Origin of the sequence: Phytohabitans kaempferiae (assembly GCF_042433955.1) — a bacterium.
Lineage (GTDB): Bacteria > Actinomycetota > Actinomycetes > Mycobacteriales > Micromonosporaceae > Phytohabitans > Phytohabitans kaempferiae.
In genome coordinates this window covers 156,745-176,065 of the sequence record NZ_JBHLUH010000068.1, presented here as the reverse complement: position 1 = coordinate 176,065, position 19,321 = coordinate 156,745, and the positions used below count along the sequence as shown (strand labels likewise).

15 protein-coding genes and 1 pseudogene are annotated in these 19,321 nt (G+C 72.5%); 6 read left to right on the top strand and 10 right to left on the bottom strand.

All coding sequences use genetic code 11. The features are described 5' to 3' along the window. Nucleotides 1–184 precede the first annotated feature (184 nt). Together ACFFIA_RS32130 and ACFFIA_RS32125 are read left to right on the top strand one after the other, a co-directional pair. Complete coding sequence (locus tag ACFFIA_RS32130; RefSeq protein WP_377258110.1) at nt 185–1,963, top strand: glycoside hydrolase family 6 protein; 1,779 nt, start codon at nt 185–187, stop codon at nt 1,961–1,963. Between the two features lie 29 nt (nt 1,964–1,992). Further along, nucleotides 1,993–4,749, top strand: coding sequence for an EAL domain-containing protein (locus tag ACFFIA_RS32125; RefSeq protein WP_377258107.1), 2,757 nt, complete (start codon nt 1,993–1,995; stop codon nt 4,747–4,749). A gap of 813 nt (nt 4,750–5,562) precedes the next feature. Here the strand turns inward: ACFFIA_RS32125 and ACFFIA_RS32120 are convergent. The 9 genes from ACFFIA_RS32120 to ACFFIA_RS32080 form a co-directional block, all read right to left on the bottom strand. After that, the gene (locus ACFFIA_RS32120; protein ID WP_377258104.1) at nt 5,563–6,348 is read right to left on the bottom strand and encodes an alpha/beta fold hydrolase; all 786 of its coding nucleotides are present in this window, start codon (nt 6,346–6,348) and stop codon (nt 5,563–5,565) included. After that, entirely contained in the window at nt 6,345–7,202 is an 858-nt protein-coding gene (locus ACFFIA_RS32115; protein ID WP_377258101.1) for an SDR family oxidoreductase, read from the bottom strand. The genes ACFFIA_RS32120 and ACFFIA_RS32115 overlap by 4 nt, the downstream gene beginning before the upstream one ends. Next, a complete protein-coding gene (locus ACFFIA_RS32110) occupies nt 7,192–8,655 on the bottom strand; it encodes a flavin-containing monooxygenase (protein WP_377258098.1) in 1,464 nt (487 codons plus the stop codon). The genes ACFFIA_RS32115 and ACFFIA_RS32110 overlap by 11 nt, the downstream gene beginning before the upstream one ends. A 183-nt stretch (nt 8,656–8,838) precedes the next feature. After that, complete coding sequence (locus ACFFIA_RS32105; RefSeq protein WP_377258095.1) at nt 8,839–10,194, bottom strand: urease accessory protein UreH domain-containing protein; 1,356 nt, start codon at nt 10,192–10,194, stop codon at nt 8,839–8,841. Next, nucleotides 10,191–10,328 carry a hypothetical protein gene (locus ACFFIA_RS32100; protein WP_377258092.1) on the bottom strand — a complete coding sequence of 46 codons (138 nt, stop codon included), beginning with the start codon at nt 10,326–10,328 and terminating at the stop codon, nt 10,191–10,193. The genes ACFFIA_RS32105 and ACFFIA_RS32100 overlap by 4 nt, the downstream gene beginning before the upstream one ends. Next, nucleotides 10,325–10,549 carry a hypothetical protein gene (locus tag ACFFIA_RS32095; protein WP_377258089.1) on the bottom strand — a complete coding sequence of 75 codons (225 nt, stop codon included), beginning with the start codon at nt 10,547–10,549 and terminating at the stop codon, nt 10,325–10,327. Before ACFFIA_RS32095 ends, ACFFIA_RS32100 begins: the two co-directional genes overlap by 4 nt. Nucleotides 10,550–10,609: 60 nt before the next feature. Then, nucleotides 10,610–12,250, bottom strand: coding sequence for a DUF4331 domain-containing protein (locus ACFFIA_RS32090; RefSeq protein WP_377258086.1), 1,641 nt, complete (start codon nt 12,248–12,250; stop codon nt 10,610–10,612). Between the two features lie 134 nt (nt 12,251–12,384). Further along, entirely contained in the window at nt 12,385–13,236 is an 852-nt protein-coding gene (locus ACFFIA_RS32085) for a hypothetical protein (RefSeq protein ID WP_377258083.1), read from the bottom strand. 14 nt (nt 13,237–13,250) lie between these two features. Then, nucleotides 13,251–13,850: a hypothetical protein gene (locus ACFFIA_RS32080; protein ID WP_377258080.1), complete on the bottom strand. Its 600-nt coding sequence runs from the start codon at nt 13,848–13,850 to the stop codon at nt 13,251–13,253. Between the two features lie 363 nt (nt 13,851–14,213). Here ACFFIA_RS32080 and ACFFIA_RS32075 point away from each other — a divergent pair. The 4 genes and pseudogenes from ACFFIA_RS32075 to ACFFIA_RS32060 all read left to right on the top strand — a co-directional run. Next, a pseudogene (locus ACFFIA_RS32075) lies at nt 14,214–16,529 on the top strand (sensor histidine kinase); the annotation flags it as partial. Between the two features lie 704 nt (nt 16,530–17,233). Next, nucleotides 17,234–17,656, top strand: a complete 423-nt coding sequence (locus ACFFIA_RS32070) for a roadblock/LC7 domain-containing protein (RefSeq protein ID WP_173056264.1) — start codon at nt 17,234–17,236, stop codon at nt 17,654–17,656. Beyond that, nucleotides 17,646–18,035, top strand: a complete 390-nt coding sequence (locus ACFFIA_RS32065; protein ID WP_377258077.1) for a DUF742 domain-containing protein — start codon at nt 17,646–17,648, stop codon at nt 18,033–18,035. The genes ACFFIA_RS32070 and ACFFIA_RS32065 overlap by 11 nt, the downstream gene beginning before the upstream one ends. Beyond that, nucleotides 18,016–18,612 carry a GTP-binding protein gene (locus ACFFIA_RS32060; protein WP_377258074.1) on the top strand — a complete coding sequence of 199 codons (597 nt, stop codon included), beginning with the start codon at nt 18,016–18,018 and terminating at the stop codon, nt 18,610–18,612. Before ACFFIA_RS32065 ends, ACFFIA_RS32060 begins: the two co-directional genes overlap by 20 nt. 1 nt (nt 18,613) lies before the next feature. On the opposite strand, the gene ACFFIA_RS32055 is transcribed toward ACFFIA_RS32060, so the two are convergent. Continuing rightward, nucleotides 18,614–19,318 (bottom strand): hypothetical protein, encoded by a 705-nt coding sequence (locus ACFFIA_RS32055; RefSeq protein ID WP_377258071.1) that lies wholly within the window; start codon nt 19,316–19,318, stop codon nt 18,614–18,616. Nucleotides 19,319–19,321 lie beyond the last annotated feature (3 nt).

Sequence of the window (19,321 nt, the reverse complement as noted above, 5' to 3'; positions counted from 1 at the left end):
CCCGCACGGCGAGACCACTGCCCCCAGCCTCCAGGCTGGGCGGGATTTCTCCATCTCCAGCTTGCCTTCCGGGCCGGCGAGCTACCCGTTAGGCGTGCCTGCGGCGCGCGTCCGCAAACGCCCGCGGCCCGCCACGCCAGAGCCCTCCGCTCTGGTGCCGCGCGACGAAGTAGGAGTAACAGTAATGAGACTCGTCTCGAGTCGTACCCGGAAACAGCGTCTCGCCATCGGCGCGGTCGCTGTGCTTGGCTTGGGCGGCCTCTCGGTGATTCAGGCTTTGCCAGCCAGCGCCGCCGCGGGTTGCAGCGTGACCTACTCGGTCACCGGTTCGTGGAACAACGGGTTCCAGGGCAACATCGTCATCCGCAACGTGGGTGACGCCTGGACCTCGTGGAACCTGACCTTCTCGTTCGCCAACGGCCAGCGCGTGACGCAGGGCTGGGGCGGCCGCTTCTCGCAGAGCGGCACGCAGGTGACGGTGGCCAACGAGTCGTGGAACGGGTCCGTCCCCAACGGCGGCACCGTCAACCCCGGCTTCATCGGCAGCCACTCGGGCACGAACGCCAACCCGACCTCGTTCTCGGTCAACGGCACGGTGTGCACCGGCTCTCCGGTGACGACCAACCCGACCACCGGCAACCCGACGGGCAACCCCACGAGCAACCCGCCCACCACGCCTCCCACGACGCCGCCGACGTCGAACCCGACGACCGGCCCGCCGCCCACTCGCGCCGACAACCCGTACACCGGTGGCCGTGGGTACGTGAACCCGGAGTGGAAGGCCAAGGCGGAGAGCGTCTCCGGCGGTAGCCGGGTCTCCAACACCCCGACCGGCGTCTGGATCGACCGGATCGCCGCGATCGAGGGTACGTCGGGCAGCAGCTCGAACGGCCCGATGGGCGTCGAGGACCACCTGCTCGAGGCGGTGCGTCAGGGCGCGTCGTACATCCAGTTCGTCATCTACAACCTGCCCGGCCGTGACTGTGCCGCGCTGGCGTCGAACGGCGAGCTTGCCGCGACCGAGATCGACAAGTACAAGACGCAGTACATCGACCCGATCGCGGCCTACCAGGCGGATGCCCGGTTCCGTAACCTGCGGATCATCAACATCATCGAGATCGACTCGCTGCCGAACCTGATCACGAACGTGGCGGGCCGGCCGACCGAGACGGCGAACTGCAACACGATGAAGGCGAACCGCAACTACGAGAACGGTATCGCGTACGCCCTGCAGAAGTTCGGTGCGATCCCGAACGTCTACAACTACATCGACGCCGGCCACCACGGCTGGATCGGCTGGGACGACAACTTCCGTCCGTCCGCCCAGCTCATCGCGAACACCGTCCGCCTCTCGGGCAGCGTCAACAACGTGACCGGCTTCATCACCAACACGGCCAACTACTCGGCCCTGCAGGAGCCGTACATCACGGTGAACGACCAGACCCGTCAGTCCGCGTGGATCGACTGGAACCGGTACAACGACGAGCTCTCGTTCGCCCAGGCGTTCCGGAGCGAGCTGGTGACGCAGGGTATGCCGTCCAACATCGGCATGCTGATCGACACCTCCCGCAACGGCTGGGGCGGCTCGGCCCGTCCGACCGGCCCGGTGACCACGGGTGACCTCAACGCTCAGATCAACGGTTCCCGGATCGACCGCCGTATCCACAAGGGCAACTGGTGCAACCAGAGCGGTGCTGGCCTCGGCGAGCGTCCGCGGACCGCGCCGGCCACCGGCATCGACGCCTACGTCTGGATCAAGCCCCCGGGTGAGTCGGACGGCTCCAGCGAGCTGATCCCGAACAACGAGGGCAAGGGCTTCGACGAGATGTGCGACCCCGACTACGGAGGCAACGCGCGTAACGGCAACAACCGCAGCGGTGCGCTCGACGGCGCTCCGATCTCGGGTGCCTGGTTCTCGGCTCAGTTCTCGCAGCTGATGCAGAACGCGTACCCGGCCCTGTAAGACGCAGTGGGCAACAGGTAGGAAGAGCAGTGAAGAGGCTGCGGGGTCCGGGCGACGCGCTCGGACCCCGCGGTCATTCTGGATCGCCGGACGGCATCGGCGAGATCGGCGTAGCCTCGCAGGTGTCGAGAGATCTGACCCTCGGCGTGCTGACGCCGTTCCTCGGCGGCTGGTACTTCGGTGGGCTGCTGCGGGGCATCGCGCGCTCAGCCGCGGTGGAGGGCGCCTCGGTCATCGCCGTGCAGACGCTCGATGCCGGCACCGACCAGCTGGAGATGCGCGAGCCCTCCGATCTGAGCTATCCGGTGGCGTGGCGGCGCGTCTCCGGGTTCGTCGTGATCATCAACGCGGTCTACCCGAGCTACCTCGCCGCCGTCCAGCAGACCGGCAAGCCGGTGGTCATCGTGAGCCACGAGGTGCCGGAGCTGGAGTGTCCGGTGGTCGTACCCGACAACGCCACCGGCATCCGCGAGGCCGTCGCCCACCTGATCGCGCACGGCCACCGGCGGATCGCGTTCGCCGGCTACCTCGGGGCCAAGGACGTCCGCCAGCGCTACGAGGCATACCGGGACGCGCTGCGCGCGCACGCCGTCGAGCCCGACCAGGGGCTGCTCTTCCCGATCGAGGACAACCAGATGTCCAGCGGCGAGGATGCCGCGCGCGTACTGATCGGCGCGGGCATGCCGGCCACGGCGGTCGTCACCGGTACGGACGCGAACGCGATCGGGCTGATGCAGGGCATGCTCGCCGCCGGTTACCGCGTGCCCGAAGACCTCGCGGTGATCGGTTTCGACGACGTGCGTGGCGCGCAGTACAGCCTGCCCCGCCTCACCACCGTCAACCATCCGGTCGACACGATCGGCCGCACCGCCGCCGACCTGCTTCTGCGCCGGATCCGCGGGGAGGAGGTGGCGCCCGGCACGCGATACGTGGACACCTCGCTCGTCGTGCGCGAGTCGTGTGGCTGCCGCCGCGACGCCGCCGGGCCGCCCGCGCTGCCGCCGCTGACCCGGTTGGAGGCCGAGGGGCGGGCGCACTTCCGCGAGCGTACGCACCTCCAGGGCATCCTCAGCAAGCAGTACGTGGTGAGCATGGATCTGCTCCGCGCGCACGAGGAGGACCCGCGGCGGCTCGGCTGGCTGGCGCGCACCTCGGCGCGGGCCGGCTGCCTCGGGCTCTGGACCGACCGCACCCGTACCGACCCGCCGCTGGACCTGGTCGGCACGTACGCGCGGGACAAGCCGCCCACCTCCCAGCCGCTCGCGCTCCCGGCGAGCGAGTTTCCCCCGGCCGAGCTGCTCGGCGTGGCGCGGCAGGACGCCGAGGCGGTGACGTTCGTCGTACCGGTCAAAGTGGACGGTAGCGACTGGGGCCTGCTGGCGGTGGTGGACGCGGTGGAGACCGGCACCGGCACCGGGCGCGAGCCGATCAACCACTGGGCCGCGCTGCTCACCGTGGCCCTCGACTACCAGCAGGTGCTCGCCGCGCTCCGCGAGCAGGAGGAGCGGCTGCGGGTCGCGGCCGAGTACGACCACCTCACCGGCCTGCCCAACCGCACGCTCTTCCTGGAACGGCTCCGCGAGGCGATGCGCGCCGGCCACGAGTTCGCGGTGCTCTTCGTCGACCTCGATGGCTTCAAGGTGGTCAACGACAGCCTCGGCCACGACGCCGGCGACGGGCTGCTGATCCAGGTGGCCAACCGGCTCTCGCACAGCCTGCGCGAGCGGGACACCGCCGCCCGGTTCGGTGGCGACGAGTTCCTCATCCTGCTCGACGGGGTCGCCGACCCGCACGCGCCGGCGCAGGTCGCCGAGCGCCTGCACGCCGCGCTGGCGCCGCCGTTCCGGTTGCAGGGCCAGGAGGTGGTGGTGACCGCCTCGATCGGCATCACGCTCGGCGGCGACCGGTACGCGGCGGCCGAAGACCTCGTGCGCGATGCCGACATCGCCATGTACTGGTCGAAGTCGCATCGCAAGGGCTCACACGCGCTCTTCGACGTCGCCATGCACGCGAAGGCGGTCGTCCGCCTCCAGATCGAGACCGAGCTGCGGCGGGCGATCGAGCGGGGCGAGCTGGAGGTGCACTACCAGCCGATCGTCCAACTGGTCGGCGGTCGCACGCGGGCGTTCGAGGCGCTGATCCGCTGGCGCCACCCCACGCGCGGGCTCGTGCTGCCCGAGCATTTCCTGGCGGTCGCCGAGGAGACCGGGCTGGTGATCCCGATCGGGCGCTGGGTGATCGCCGAGTCGTGCCGCCAGTTGGCCGCGTGGCAGCGTACGCCGGGCCGGGAAGACCTGCGCATCAGCGTAAACGTCTCAAACCGCCAGTTCTGGCAGGGCGGGCTGGTCGACGACGTGGCGGAGGCGCTGCGGGTCTCCCGCCTGCATCCGCGCAACCTCGCCTTCGAGATCACCGAGGGCGTGATCATGACCAACGTCGGGCTGGCCCGCAAGATGCTGGAAGACCTGCACAACCTCGGCTGCGAGCTGCACATCGACGACTTCGGCACCGGCTACTCGTCGCTGGAGGCGCTGCACCGCCTGCCGATCGACGCGCTGAAGATCGACCGGTCGTTCGTGGCCAGGCTCGGCGCCGACGCGAAGAGCAGCGCGCTCGTGCATACGATCGTGCTGATGGGCGGCAGCCTCGGGCTCCAGCTCATCGCGGAGAGCGTGGAGACCGAGGAGCAGCGCGACCACCTGCTCCGCCTCGGCTGCGCGTACGGCCAGGGCCACCTCTTCTCCCCGCCGGTGCCCGCCGAAGAGGCCGAACGCCTCATCTCCTGAACAGAGATCCGAGCTACCGCTGCTCCCCGCAGCCTCACCCTTCGTGTCCCCACGATCTCGACCCGGCCGAACGCGGGCGGGCTGCGGTCCCGGGCGCCATCCTGTGGATCTTGAGTGCTCACTTACGACAAGGTGTTGTTCGCGACCAGCCCAGGTTCGCCCCGGGCGGCAGGTCGGGTCCGTGTTCAACAGAGCTGTCGAGCTGGGCGCACCAACGCGCCCAACTCGCGCCGAATCGCCGGCACACTCCCTCAGCCCAGCGATAGGTCGGGATAGTCGGTTGGACCAGCGGCGCTCGGTCCGGGCCTGGTCGCTTCGCAAGAGGCTATGTCAGGGACATAGACCCTTGCGGCCGGTTTGAAAGGGCTATGTCCCCGACAACGCCCACACACCCCGCCGGGTCCGGCGCGGCTGGCCCACCGGACCCGGTATCCACACCACCAGCCCCAGCATCCGGCGCCCGTCCCGGGGGTTGGGCGCACCGCTGCGCCCAGCTCGACAGCTTCTCCCACACACGACACCAGGTCCGAACGCGGCCCAGCCACGCGACCACCTCGACCCCGAAACCTCTCTAGAGTCAGGCGGCCTCGCCGCAAGGACCGTGATCACTGGGGTGTGGGGCGCTGGCTCGCCGCGCTGGCGTGCGGCCTGATGGCCGGGCCTTCATCTGGAAAGTTCTCCAGAGACCTTTCCGGAATGGACGTCGCCAGCCGTCGCAACCGCCGGATCCTCCGGATCGGTGGTGTCCAAAGGCGTATCCGCGGCGGGTCGCCCTGGCCTGCCAGCGAGCCTCGCGGGAGCCGGAGGGGCGCGTCAGTGGCGATTTCCGCGCGTGGTCGCCAGGATCACGGACGCCACCAGCGCGGGGTCGTCGCTCATCGGTACGTGGCCGCAGCCGGGCAGGTCGACGTGGTGCGCGCCGGGCAGCGCCTCCCGGGCCCGGGCCGCCTGGCGGTAGAGGAGCACGCGGTCGCGCGTACCCCAGGCGATGGTGACCGGCACGGCCGGCGTGCCCCGGTAGGCGTACGCGCGGCCGGCCCGGGCCGCGGCGGGAAAGGCCAGCCCGTCGCGGAGTGCGAGCGCGTCGGAGAGCGCGACCTCGGCCGTGAGGCGGTTGGGCCGGGCGCAGATCATGCCGAAGCACATCGCGCGCACGGCGCCGTACCGGAACATGCGCCGCATCACCGGCTGCGGTATCCGCGTGCCCCACCGATGTGCGGTGAGCAGCCCAACCGCCCAGCGCAGCTCGCGGGGAGTCCAGAAGCCGGCGGGGGAGAGCGCGGTCGCCGAGGCGACCAGGCCGGCGTTGGCCAGCTCCAGTGCCATCGCGCCGCCGAGGCTGTTGCCGGCGACGTGCGGCCGGTCGAGGCCCAGCTCGCCGAGGAACGCGGCGACCCCGTCGACCGCCTTCGCCATGTCGCGTGGCGGCCCGTCGACCGGCATCGGCGACTCGCCGAAGCCGGGCAGGTCGATCGCGATCACGTCGTGCGACTCGGCGAGCAGGTCGAGTACCGGCAGCCACGCCTGCCAGTGGTGGCCGATGCCGTGCAGCAGCACCAGCGGCTCGCCGGTGCCGCGCCGCTCGTACACGACTGTCACCGCTCACCGCCGCCGCTCGCGCCGAAGGCCCGCCCCAGCGCGCGGACCTGCTCCTCCATCCGGGGTACGGCCGTGCGCGCGCCCCGCCCGATGACGGCGTCGGTGAGCGGGCTGCTCATCAACGAGCGGAAGGCATGCACGGCGCCGATCGCGCGGGGCACGTACACCTTGCGGCGGCGGCGCTCGATCGCGTCGACGAACGCCCGGGCGCACGCCTCGACCGAGGTGACCGTGCCCATTGGCCACGGCAGCCTGCGCAGCGTCTGGCGAAACTGGGGCAGGTCGTCAGCTACGTCGCGGACCAGGTCGGTGTCGATGAACGACATGTGCGCGGTGCCCACCGCCACGCCCCGGTGCCGCAGCTCCAGCCGGATCGCGTTGCCGAACTGCTCCAGCCCTGCCTTCGACGCGGAGTACGCCGCCATGCCGGGCAGCCCGGCGAACGCGGCCGCCGAGGAGACCAGCAGGTAGTAGCCGCGGCTGGCGATGACGTGGTCGACGGTGGCGCGGACGGTACGCATCGCGCCGATGAGGTTGACCTCCACGGTGTGCGCCATCGCGTCGATGTCGCCGACCGCGATCGTGCCACGCGGGGCGATGCCGGCGTTGGCCACGACCGCGTCGATGCGGCCGTACCGCTCCACCGTCGTCGCCGCCGCCCGGTCGAGCGCGGCCTGGTCGGTCACGTCGCACTCGAACGAGACGCCCCCGGTCTCGGCGGCCACCGTGGCGAGGCGTTCGGGTTCGAGGCCGGCGAGTACGACCGTGGCACCGCGGGCCGCGGCCAGCCGCGCGGTGTGCTCGCCGATGCCGCGCGCGGCGCCGGTGACGAAGACGACCTTGCTACTGAGCACGCGTCACCACCTGGTAGTCGTTCGGGTCGAAACGTCTGGTGCGCAGCCGGTACGACCAGGTGTAGCCCGGCCAGATCGCGGAGACGCGGCCGGTCGCGTCCTGGTACCAGCTCCGGCAGCCGCCGCTCTGCCACACCGTGCCGGCCATCTTCCGGTCCAGAGTGGAGACGAACGCGCGCTGCGCCGCCGCCGTGGGCTCGATCGCGGCGCCGCCGGTGCGGTCGAGGTGGCGCAGGGCGTCCAGCACGTACGCGAGCTGGCTCTCGATCATGAACACCACCGACGTGTGCCCGGTGCCGGTGCCCGGACCGAGGAGCAGGAAGAGGTTGGGAAAGCCGGCGACGGTCGTGCCGAGGTGCGCCTTCGGCGAGCCCTCCCACGCCTCGGCGAGCGTACGCCCGTCGCGCCCCCGGATCTGCTCGGCGATCGGCGTGTCGCTGACGTGGAAGCCGGTGCCGAAGATGATGGCGTCGACAGGGCGGGCGGTGCCGTCGGCGCTCACCACGGCGTCCGGCCGCACCTCGGCGATGCCGTCGGTGACAAGCTCCACATTGGACCGGCTGAGCGCGGGATAGTAGTCGTTGGAGAGCAGGATCCGCTTGCAGCCCATCCGGTAGTGCGGGGTGAGCTTGGCGCGCAGCTCCGGGTCGGGCACCTGCCGGCGCAGGTGGGCGCGGGCCGTCCGCTGGCCCAGGCGCATCACCACGGGCTGGAGGAAACCGGTCGCCTGCGCCTCGCGACCCCAGTAGACGCCGGTGCGGGCCAGCCGCTGTAGCCCCGGCACCGCCCGGAACGCGCGCCGCTCCAGCCGGCTGATCGGCCGGTCAGCCTTCGGCATCACCCAGGGCGGCGTGCGCTGGAAGAGGTGCAGCCGCGCGACGGCGGGCGCGATCGCGGGTACGAACTGGATCGCGGACGCGCCGGTGCCGACCACCGCGACCCGCCGGCCGGTGAGGTCGTAGTCGTGCCGCCACCGCGCCGAGTGGAAGGCCTCGCCGGTGAACGTCTCCAGCCCGGGCAGCTTCGGCGACACCGGCTCGCAGAGCGGGCCGGCCGCCGAGATGAGCACGTCGGCGGTGAGCGGACCGCGGGACGTCTCGATCGCCCACCGGCCGCCGTCCCAGGCCGCGCCGTGCACCTCGGTCGCCAGCCGCAGGTGCTGGTCGATGCCGTGCTCCCGCGCACAGCGGCGCAGGTAGGCCCAGATCTCGGCCTGGCCGGAGAAGCTGCGGCTCCAGTCGGGGTTGAGGCCGAAGGAGAAGGAGTAGAGGTGTGAGGGTACGTCGCAGGCGCAGCCTGGGTAGGTGTTGTCGCGCCAGGTGCCGCCCACCTCGCTGCCCCGGTCGAGCACCACGAAGTCGTCGTGCCCCCGCTGCCGGAGGCGGATCGCGGCGCCGAGGCCGCCGAAGCCAGCCCCGATCACCGCGATCCGGTAGTGGTGTGGGCCCGCCATTCTGGCCAAGTTACCATCGGGTAACGCACTGGGGAAAGGCTTCTGAGCCGGCGGCAGGCAACCGATCGCGGGTCGTGTGGACGCGGAGGGCGCGGCCGCGGGAGCGGCGGTCTGGACCACGACGAACGTCGCGGCAGCCCAAATATGCCGCGAAACGGCACTGATGTGCCCTGGAGCGTGAGGTCAGAAGGCGCCGGTGGCGGCGCGGGCGGCGACACCGGCGCCGACCAGCACGACCAGGGCGGCGGTGCCGGCCGGGGCGGCCCTGGTGAGGCGCTGGGCCACGCGAGGGAGGCGCGGGAGGCGGCCCAGGCGGCGCTGGGCGGCGACCAGCGCGAGCCCGACGGCGGTGAGCGTCGCGGCCATGCCGACGCCGTACGCGAGCACGAGCACCACGCCGAACGCCGTGCGCCCCAGGCCGATCGCGGCCAGCAGCACCACGATCGCAGACGGGCTGGGCACGAGTCCGCCGGCGATCCCGATGCCGGCGAGCCCGAGCCGCCCGTGCCCATGCCCGTGCGAGTGCGGATGCGCGTGGTCGTGGGAGTGCCCGTGGTGATGGTGGTGATGACCGCGCTGGCGCCGCACGAACATCCCCACGCCCACCGCGACCACGATCACGCCGCTCACGATGCCCAGGTAGCCGAGGACGCGGTCGCCGGCGAGCGTGCTGGACGTGGCGAGCAGCAGCCCCACCACCAGCACGCCGCCGGTGTGGGTCAGCGTCACCGTGGCACCGACCGCGAGCGCGTCCCGGATGCGGCGCCGCCGAGCGGCCGCGTACGCGGCGAGCACCGTCTTGCCGTGCCCGGGCAGTGCGGCGTGCCCGGCGCCGAGGAGCAGCGCGAGCAGTACGGCGAGCAGCCCGACCGCCGGCGTGAGGCGCCCGCCGGCGAGTTCCTGGAAGTGCCGCTCCACACCGGCCGTGACACCGGCCAGGAAGCCGTCGCCGGGCCGGGACAGCGCCGCGCCCGCCGTGCCGTCGCCGGGCGTCACGCGCAGCGTCGCCGACCGTACGTCCGGCGCGGACGCGAGCGGGTCGGCCGGGTACGTGCGCAGCTCGTCGCTGGCGCTCTCGACGGGCAGTGGCGACTCGACCCGTACGCCGTCGCCGCGGGCGGTCATCTCGCGCCAGCCGATCCGGTCCGGCGCGTAGCCGTTGGCCACGGTGACGGTGGCCGTCGACAGCGGTGCCGCCGCCGAGAGGCCGCAGGTGAGGCGGCTGGTGCGCAGCCCGCCGGTGCCCTCCTCGTAGCCGAATCCCGCCGACCCGATCGTCCACTGTAGAGGCTGATCGTCCACCGCCAGGGCGATCGAGCCGGCGAGGTCGTCGCAGGACGGGGCAGCCGTCGCCTGCAAGGTCGGGATCTCGGCGAAGTCGACCACCGCGGTCGCGTCGATCCGGTCCGGACGCAGCGTCAGGCCGACATATTGGTTGACGGAGAAGTTGCCGAGCGGGTGCGCGCTCGCCGGCGCGGCCGGCATCAGCAGGAGCGCGATCGGGGCGGCGGCGAGCGCCAGCAGCCAGCGGCGTTTCATCGGTAGACCTCCGGGCTCGCGAGCAGGTTGCGCGCCAGCGGCGCGTCCGTGGGGGAGAAGTGCGGGTTGAGGCGCAGCGCCGTCGCCAGGCCGGCCCTGGCCGCGCCGGTGCGGCCCAGACCCAGCTCGATCACGCCCAGGTGGTACGCGTACAACGCGGACCGGGCGCCGCCCAGGTGCGCCAGTCGCCGGGTACGAGGCGGAGCCGCTCCTGCGCCCGGGAGATCGGGTCGGCCGGCTGGGCGGCCATGGCGGGCGGGACCGCGGGCGGGGCGCCGGCCGGGGCGAGGACCGCTGCCACGGCGGTCAGCCCGATGGCGACCGCGACGCCCGCGACGACAACTCTGCGACGCATTGGTGAGCCTCCGATCAGAGGGGCGCGCCGCGCCGTGGCGGCGCGCCCCGGGACGAGAGATCAGAACCGCTGAGTGCGCTGGCCCGCGAGCCGGACCCGGCGCCGCCACAGCAGGGCGAGGACCAGCAGGCCGAGGCCCGCGCTCGTCGCGACCCCCACGGCTGCCGCCGCGATGGTGGCCGGCGTACCCCCGTCGGACCGGCTGGCGAACCCGGCCGGAGTCAGGTCAGGACCGCCCGGAGCGGAGCCACCGGCGGCCGGGCCCACGCCGCCGCCACCGGTGTTGACGCCGACGCCGTTGGGCAGTGCGAGGTACGGGAACGTGCCGCCGAACTGCTGGTCGTTGGCGTCCACCTGGTCACCAGCGGCGAGCGCGTCCACGATCTTGCCGGTCTGCGCCGCGCCCACGAGCGCCTGCACCTCGATGTCGACCACGTCGTCGGTGAGCCGCCGCCCGTTCGGGAAGCCCTGGAGGTCGCCGGCGAGTACGCCGAGCCGGTTGGGCTCCGCGGTGACCGGCACCGACAGGTTGAGCCGCAGTTGCTCGGAGGGGACGAACCGCTTCGGGTCGACGTCCATGTTGTCGAGCTGCGAGTTGAGGTCCGCCTTGATCGGCCCACCGGCCTTGGTGGTGATGCCGGTCAGGAAGATCTCCACCAGGTCGTCGCGGGGCGCCGGCGGGGCCGGGATGCCGTAGATCTTCTCGATCAGCCGCGGCACCTCGGGGTCGGTGACCCGCTTGACGATGGTGGGGTTGTTGGCGTCCTGGTCGGGGCGGGAGGCGTTGAACGCGTCCTTCAGCCCGGCCGGTACGACCACCTCGTTGACCAGCGGGTTGCCGAGACGGGAGACCTGCACGCGGTCGCCCGACGAGCCGCCGCCGGTGATCCGTACGCGCGGCCGGTCGGTGGTGGTCCAGACGCCGATGTTGGGGTTGCGCTTCGCGTCGCCGTTCAGCGCCACGTCCTTGAACGGCACCTGGAGCACGATCGTGTTGACGTTGTAGCCGGCGAGCGTGTCCTGCCCGGTCTCGCTCAGGTCACCGCCGTACAGCAGGTCGAAGACGCGCAGGTCGAGGAAGAACGGGTCGTCCGCCTGGCCGGCGAAGATCTTCCAGCCGCCGGGCAGTTGGATCGCCGCCTGGTCGCGCAGCTTCGCGTAGTCCGGCATGGACGCCGGGCCGACCCGGGAGGGGGCCACCGGACCGTTGCTGACCCGGGTCTTGAAGGGCTTGCCGTCGAACGAGGACTCCAGCGTGTACGTCTGGCGTACCAGCAGGTTCTCGTCGTCGAGCGACTCGACCGGTCCGTTGTTGTAGAGGAAGGTGCCGGTGCCCCGCTTGTCGATCGTCCTGAACTTCCACCGGAAGATCGCGTCCGGCTTCGCGTCGCCGTCGTTGTCGACGTTGATGTTGTACGCGGCGTCCGTCGCGAACGGGTAGAAGTTCGGCCCGCCGTTGGGCTCCTCGAAGGGGATCCAGTTCGCCACGAACCTGACGTGGTCCGGCCGGTCCGGGCTGACGAACGCGTACAGGTCGGTGTTGTCGACGGCCGGGTCGGCCGCGACCAGCGGCGCCTCACGGTGGCTGGAGGCGGTGGCGCCGCTCGGGCCGAGGCCGTAGAGCCCGGCACCGCCGAGCACGGCCATCGCCGCGAGCGCGGCCGCGCCGCGGCGTGCCGCGATTCGGGTACGTATGGACATCGGGGTTCCTTCCGCCCGGTGCGAGGTGATGCCAGGCGTTCGGAACCCCGATGCTCGATGGACTGCCCGCTGTCAGATAGGTCGCATCGACCAATCCGCGCGGCCGCGGGCCGCGAATGGACTTGTTCAGCCCTCTACAGGCCGAGGAGCCGGTCCAGGAAGTCGCGGTGGCGGCGGACGACGGCGCGCAGTTCCTCGGTGTCGTCACCGGACCCGGCACCGAGTGCCTCCTTCTGCCGGGACAGCTCGGCGGTGAGGGCGCCGACGGCCTCCTCGACCAGCAGGTTGGCCTCGCGGGCGGCGGCCGGCGGGTCGTCGACGAAGCGGAACTGGACCTCGCGCCACCGGTCGCGGTAGCCCTGCGCGGTCCCCTCGCCCCAGAGCCCGGCGATCGGCTCCTCGATGCCGGTCGTCTCCGCCGGCAGGTTCGCGGCGGGCGTGGTCTCGGGCAGGTCACTCGGCCCGCCGAGCGTGCGCTCCGCGTCGGCCCGGTCCGCGTCGGCGTCGAACGCGGCGGTGCGCTCCGCCGTCAGCTCGTCGCGTACATGCCGGCCGTTGTGGTCGGCTTCCCCGCTGGTACCGGCGGCCAGGTCGACCTGGTCACCGGTGGCGTCCTTCGCCTCGGCGCGGTCGTGGACCTCGTGGGACGGGCCCGCCTGAGCCGCCGCGGCGGCCGCGCCCCCGACGGTGGCCGCGCCGAACGCGGTCCGCTGCGGTTCCGGCTCGTGGTACTCGGGCGTGCCGGCCCGGGTCACCGCGGTCAGGTCGTCCGGGTCGCCGCGTTCGCCGGCCAGCACCGGGTCCTGGAACGTGCCGCGGTCGTCCAGCGCGTCGCCGGGGACGCGGTCGGTGACGTCCTCGGCCGCGTCGCGGCGGGCGTCGTTCCGGTCGGCGTCGTCGGCGTGGTGCGGCACGGGTACGGGCGCGGACGCGACCCGCTCGGGCGGCTCGGTCGGGGTGTACTGCGGTGCCTTCTGCTTCGCCATGGTGTGCGCCTCCCTCACCGGTTGGTCTCGTAGCGTTCGGTGGCCCGCATGGGCTCGGCGTGGTGCCGGCGGGGGGTCGGCACCCCCTCGTGACCGAGCAGCTCGGTGACCATCTCCCGGTAGTGCACGAGCGCCTCGCGGAGCTGCTCGGTGTCGCCCTCGCCGCGGTCCAGCGACTCGCGCACCGCGTGCGCGTCCCGGTAGTGCTTGAGCGAGCGGGCGTGCTCGACGGAGAGGTACGCGGCCTGCTCCTCGAAGTCGCCCGCCGGGTAGCCGCGCTCGGTGGCCATGCGGCTGACCAGGTCTTCGGCGGCGTTCACGGCCTCGACCGGCGACTCCACGAAGCGGATCTGGATCTCCTCCCACTCGGCGGCGTACCGCGCGCGGGACTCGGGGCTGAGCGGCCTGCGGTCAAGTTCGGCGTGGCGGCGCTCGCGCTCGCGCAGCTCGCGCTCGGCAGCCGCCCGACCCTCGCGCTCGGCGACGAGGCGGTCGTACTCGGGGCCGAACCGGTGCCGCAGCGACCACCGGCGGTACGACATCCAGCCGGCGCCCGCGGCGGCGAGTACCGCGATGACGACGATGAGTGTGACAACGATCTGCGTGGCTGACATGAGGTGGTAGTTCCCGCTCAACCATGATCGACAATCCCCCCGCGACGAAAAACTCAGCGCCTTAACTGGATTGATTCCAGATAAGGTGAGCGTCAGGGATGATCGTCCATCGATGGTGGCGAATATGTGTGGTGGAAGCCGAACGGCCGGATCAGGAGTGACAACGCCCTCGATCTGGGTCGGTGCACATGTGGCGGATGTTGTGCGGCCACGACTACGAAAAGGGGTCTTGGAATCGGCGCCGGAGCCGGTTAACGTATCGATCAAGGCGCCCCTTTTCGCGTGAGAAGGGCGCCTTGATACTTGCGGCGGCAATGTATCCTGCCGAAGGCTGCCGTACCGCACCCCGATCGGCGAGGTCTCATGAATACAGGCAACTGGTCGATCCGCGCGAAGATTATCGCCCTGGTCACCGTGCCCCTCGCCGCCCTTCTGGCGCTCTGGATATTCACCACGACACTGACCGTCGGCCCGGCGTTGAACCTGCTCGCGGCCCAGTCGCTCCTCGACGAGGTGGGCCGCCCCGGCGAGTCGATGGTCGCCGAGCTGCAACGCGAGCGGCGCCTCTCGCTGGTCTACCTCGCCGGCAAGGGCGCGCTGCCGGCACTGGGCGAGCAGCGCGACCGCACCGACGCCGCGGTCGCCGAGTTCCGTCGCCGCGCCAGCAGCCCCGACCTGCGCGACACCGCGGGCGGGCGGCTCGGCGTCCACCTCGACCAGCTCTTCACCTCGCTCGACCTGCTGCCCACCGGCCGCGGCTTCATCGACCGGCGGGAGATGGACCAGGCCGGCGCGCTCGGCCTCTACACCGGCGTGGTCGACGGCGCGTTCCGGGTCTTCGAGATCACCGCCGACGTCGACGACGACGACCTCAACCGCGAGGCACGGGCGATCACCGCGCTCGGCCGTGCCCGCGAGGTGCTCGGGCAGTCCGACGCGCTGCTCGCCGGCGCGTTCGCGGCAGGTCGGTTCTCCGGTGGCGAGCACGCCCAGCTCGTGCAGATCATCGGCGCCCACCGCTACCTCTTCGCCCAGGCGCTGCCCGCCCTGCCCGACGTCGAGCGGGTCGCCTACCAGCGGATGACCGAGGGCGAGGCGTTCAGCCAGCTCCGCGCGTTCGAAGACCGCGTGATCGCGCAGGGGCGCGACGGCCAGCCCGTTCCGGTCAACGCGGGGGCGTGGCAGAGCGCGTACGAGCCGGCCATCCTCCAGCTCCGCGAGTTCGAGATGGCCAGCTCCGACGCGCTCGCCGACCGGGCCGGCCCGGTCGCGGTCGGCGTGCTGCTCCGGCTCGCCCTCGCCGGCCTGCTCGGCCTCGCCGCGATCGCGCTCTCGCTGCTGATCTCGTTGCGCGTGGGGCGTTCGCTGATCCGGCGCCTCACCGGGCTGCGGGAGAGCGCGATGGATCTCGCCGACCGGCGGCTGCCCGCCGTGGTCGCCCGGTTGCGCCGCGGCGAGGAGGTCGACGTCGCCGAGGAGGCGCCCCCGCTGGAGTACGGCAGCGACGAGATCGGCCAGCTCGGCCGGGCGTTCACCGAGGCGCAGCGCACGGCGGTGCAGGCCGCGGTCGACGAGGCCACGCTGCGGCAGGGCTTCAACGAGGTGTTCCTCAACATCGCCCGGCGCAGCCAGGCACTGCTCCACCGCCAGCTCGCGCTCCTCGACTCGATGGAGCGACGCAGCACCGACCCCGACGAGCTGGAAAACCTCTTCCGCGTCGACCACCTCGCCACGCGCATGCGGCGGCACGCCGAAGACCTGGTCATCCTCGCCGGCTCGGCACCGGGCCGGGGCTGGCGCAACCCGATCGGCGTGATCGACGTGATCCGCGGCGCGGTGTCCGAAGTGGAGGATTACGCGCGCGTCTCGATCACGAAGATCGAGCCCGCCGACATCGCCGGCCGCGCGGTCGGCGACATGATCCACCTGCTCGCCGAGCTGATCGAGAACGCGACGTCGTACTCCCCGCCGGAGACGAAGGTGCACGTCTCCGGTGCCACGCTGCCCAACGGCTACGCCATCGAGATCGAAGACCGCGGGCTGGGCATGACGCCGGAGGTGCTCGGCGAGGCCAACCGCAAGCTGAGCCGCCCGCCCGACTTCGACCCGGCCAGCAGCGCGCGGCTCGGTCTCTTCGTGGTCTCCCAGCTCGCCGCCCGCCACGGCGTGAAGATCCAGCTGCGCAGCTCGCCGTACGGTGGCATCACGGCCATCGTGCTCGTGCCGCCAGACCTGGTCACCCCGCCGCCCGAGCCGGCCGCGCTGCCGGCCGGCCCGTCCGGGTCCGAGCCGCCCCGCAAGCGCCGCGCCCGCTCGCTGGCGAGCGTCGACTCCACGCGCCGGCCGCTGGAGGCGGTCGCCCGTCCGGTGCTGGTGCCCGCGCCACCGGCCGAGCCCGACCAGTCCACCGGTGCGGCGCCCTCCGCCGGAGCGGACGGCCTGCCCAAGCGGGTCCGGCAGGCGAGCCTCGCGCCCCAGCTGCGGGCCGAGCCGGCCGGGCCGCTCACGATCGACCGGGTTGACGCCGAGCCGCCGCCGCGCTCCGCCGACCAGGCGCGGGCCACGATGTCCGCGCTCCAGGCGGGCACCGCCCGTGGCCGTCGCGACGCCGACGCGATCCCGCTCGCCCGCCGCGAGCCCGGCGCCTCCGCGCCGTCCGCCCGCACCGAGCCCGATGCGATGCCGTTCGCCGGTCGCGGCCCGGCGGGGCAGGAGACGCTGGAGGCGGATTTCGTGCCGCTCGCGCTCCGCGAGACCCGCGACATCGACTCCGCCCGGGTCAGCCGGCGCGACCCGGGCGAGGGAGGTGCCGTGCCGCTCGCCCGCCGGGGCACGCGGGACGCGCCGGCCGACCCCGTGCCGCTCGCCCGGGGCACCGCCACGCCGCCGCCCGGCGCGATCGTGGCGCCGCCGGCCGGAGGCAGCCCGGCGATTCCCGTCGCGGGGAGCCCGGCCGGAGCGGCCGCGGAGAGCCCGGAGACCATCGACGGCCTGCCCCGCCGCAAGCGCGGCGCCGAGGCGCCACCGGCCCGCCGGCCCGGTGTGGACGGCCCGCCCGCCCGCCGGTCGACCGCCGGCGGCCTGCCCCGCCGCAAGGCCGGCGACGGATCGCCGTCCGGCGACGACGCGGCTCGGCCCGGTCGCGGCGCCGGTCTCGAAGCGCTTCGGCCCCGCAAGGTCGACGGTGGGAGCCTGCCCACTCGAAAGCCCGGAGTCGCCGGTGCCGAGGCGTTCCCGAGCCACGGTGCCGACCCGGAGCCACCAGCCGCCGCCAACGGCCACGGCGCCGGCCCGGAAGCTCCGGCCGACGGCGCGGCCGGCTCGGCGCCGAGCGCCAGCCAGCGGGACAAGACCCCACCTGCCGAGCCGGAAGGAGACGAGTAGTGGTGTCGACGACCAGCCCGGCCGCCAGACTCAACTGGCTGCTCGATGACCTCATCGAGCGGGTGCCGTCCGCGCACCATGCCGTCGTGCTCTCCGCGGACGGGCTCCTGATGGGCTCGTCACACGGCCTGACCCGAGAAGACGCCGAGCACCTCTCGGCCATGGCCGCCGGCTTCCAGAGCCTGGCCAAGGGGGCCAGCCGCCACTTCGAGACCGGGCCGGTGCGGCAGACCGTGGTCGAGATGGAGGGGGCCTACCTCTTCGTCACGGCCGCCGGGCGGGGCGCCTGCCTGGCGCTGCTGGCCGGCATCGACTCCGACATTGGCTTGATCGCATATGAGATGGCGATGCTGGTCGCCAGGGTGGGGCAGAACATGAGCACACCCTCGCGCCATCCGACGGTGCCCTCCGATGCGGGGTGAGGCCTCCGGGCAGCACGACTGGCTCGACGGCGACGCCGGGCCGGTAGTCCGTCCGTACACGGTGACCGGCGGCCGCGTGCGGCCGGTGACCGGCGGGTTCGACCTGATGGCGTTCGTGCTCGCGGCGCCCGAGGCGGCGACCTCACCGGACGCTGCCCACCTCCAGCCCGAGCATCGCGCGATCCTCGCGATGGCCGAAGACCCGGTCTCGGTGGCCGAGCTGGCCTCCGGTCTCAACCTGGTCCTCGGGGTCGTCCGAGTGCTGCTCGGCGACCTCCTGGCGGCTGGCCTCATCGCGATGTACGAGCCGTCCACAGCGGCCCACTTCCCCGAAGACGACGTCCTCCAGGCGGTGGTGAATGGACTCCGGGCACTCTGACCTCGACGCCGATCGGCGGATACCGCTCGCGCTGAAGATACTCATCGCGGGCGGTTTCGGGGCTGGCAAGTCCACTTTGGTCGGCGCGCTGAGCGAGATCCGGCCACTGCACACGGAGGAGGTGCTCACCCACGCCGGCATCGGCACCGACAACCTGGCCGGCGTCGAGGGCAAGCGCACCACCACCGTGGCGATGGACTTCGGCCGGATCACCATCAACGAAGACCTTCAGGTGTACCTCTTCGGCACGCCGGGCCAGGACCGTTTCTGGTTCCTCTGGGACGAGCTGGCGTACGGCGCGCTCGGTGCCGTCGTGCTCGCCGACACGCGCCGGCTCGAAGACAGCTTTCCCTCGGTCGACTACTTCGAGGGCCACGGCATCCCGTTCGTCGTCGGCGTCAACTGCTTCGACGGCGCCCGCCGCTACAGCGCCGACGCCGTGCGGCAGGCGCTCGACCTCGACCGCGAGGTGCCGGTGGTGCTCTGCGACGTGCGCGAGCGCCAGTCTGGCAAGCTCGTGCTGATCGCGCTGGTCGAGCACGTGGCCGGCTACCACGGCCATCCGGTGCCCGCCTGACTCACGCGAGGCTGTGGCGCAGCGCGCGCCGGCGGTAGGCCAACTCGCCCACGCAGGTCATGCCGAGTACGAGCGCGGTGACCGCGACCAGCGCGTGCGCGGGCGTGTCCGCGTGGGCCGCCGCGAGCAGCAGCCCGGTGAGGCCGAGGCTGCCGCTGTGCACGCGTGGCGTGAGCGGGCTCTCCATGCGCCGCATGACGCCGCCGGCCGCGAGGGCGAACGCCAGGCAGAGCAGGTACGCACCACAGTGGACGAGCCCATGCAGGTCGGCGCCGTAGACCACCAGCACCGTACGGGTCAGTCCGGCCGAGGCTATGAAGAAGATCACCGAGTACCAGGAGGGCCGGCGGATGCCGCGCAGCCGGTACCCCGCCTCGCCCGCGACCACCGCCGCCACCAGGAGCGCCGCCGCGGGTATCGGCGCGAACTGGTGGGCGTCGCCGTGCAGCGTGGCGTAGAGCAGCCCGACCATGCCGAGGCTGGCGCTGCACACTCGCGAGGTGAGCGCGCTGCGGGCCCGCTCGACGAGCCGGGACACCAGCACGGCGAGCGCGGCACAGAGCGCGTACACGCCGACGTGGGCGTGCGGCTCGGGCTCGGGGTGCCCGCGGGCGAGCAGCGTACGGGCGAGGTTGGCGGTCCCGACGTAGAAGATCAGCGAGTGCCAGCTCGGCCGCGCAAAAGCGACGAAGCGGACGGGATTCACACC

Excerpts from the sequence above, each read along its gene's own strand:
- ACFFIA_RS32105 (WP_377258095.1), bottom strand. The coding sequence starts at position 10,194 with ATGAAACGCCGCTGGCTGCTGGCGCTCGCCGCCGCCCCGATCGCGCTC.
- ACFFIA_RS32065 (WP_377258077.1), top strand. The coding sequence starts at position 17,646 with ATGCGGGGTGAGGCCTCCGGGCAGCACGACTGGCTCGACGGCGACGCC.
- ACFFIA_RS32080 (WP_377258080.1), bottom strand. The coding sequence starts at position 13,850 with ATGTCAGCCACGCAGATCGTTGTCACACTCATCGTCGTCATCGCGGTA.
- ACFFIA_RS32085 (WP_377258083.1), bottom strand. The coding sequence starts at position 13,236 with ATGGCGAAGCAGAAGGCACCGCAGTACACCCCGACCGAGCCGCCCGAG.
- ACFFIA_RS32060 (WP_377258074.1), top strand. The coding sequence starts at position 18,016 with ATGGACTCCGGGCACTCTGACCTCGACGCCGATCGGCGGATACCGCTC.
- ACFFIA_RS32130 (WP_377258110.1), top strand. The coding sequence starts at position 185 with ATGAGACTCGTCTCGAGTCGTACCCGGAAACAGCGTCTCGCCATCGGC.
- ACFFIA_RS32110 (WP_377258098.1), bottom strand. The coding sequence starts at position 8,655 with ATGGCGGGCCCACACCACTACCGGATCGCGGTGATCGGGGCTGGCTTC.
- ACFFIA_RS32090 (WP_377258086.1), bottom strand. The coding sequence starts at position 12,250 with ATGTCCATACGTACCCGAATCGCGGCACGCCGCGGCGCGGCCGCGCTC.
- ACFFIA_RS32095 (WP_377258089.1), bottom strand. The coding sequence starts at position 10,549 with ATGCGTCGCAGAGTTGTCGTCGCGGGCGTCGCGGTCGCCATCGGGCTG.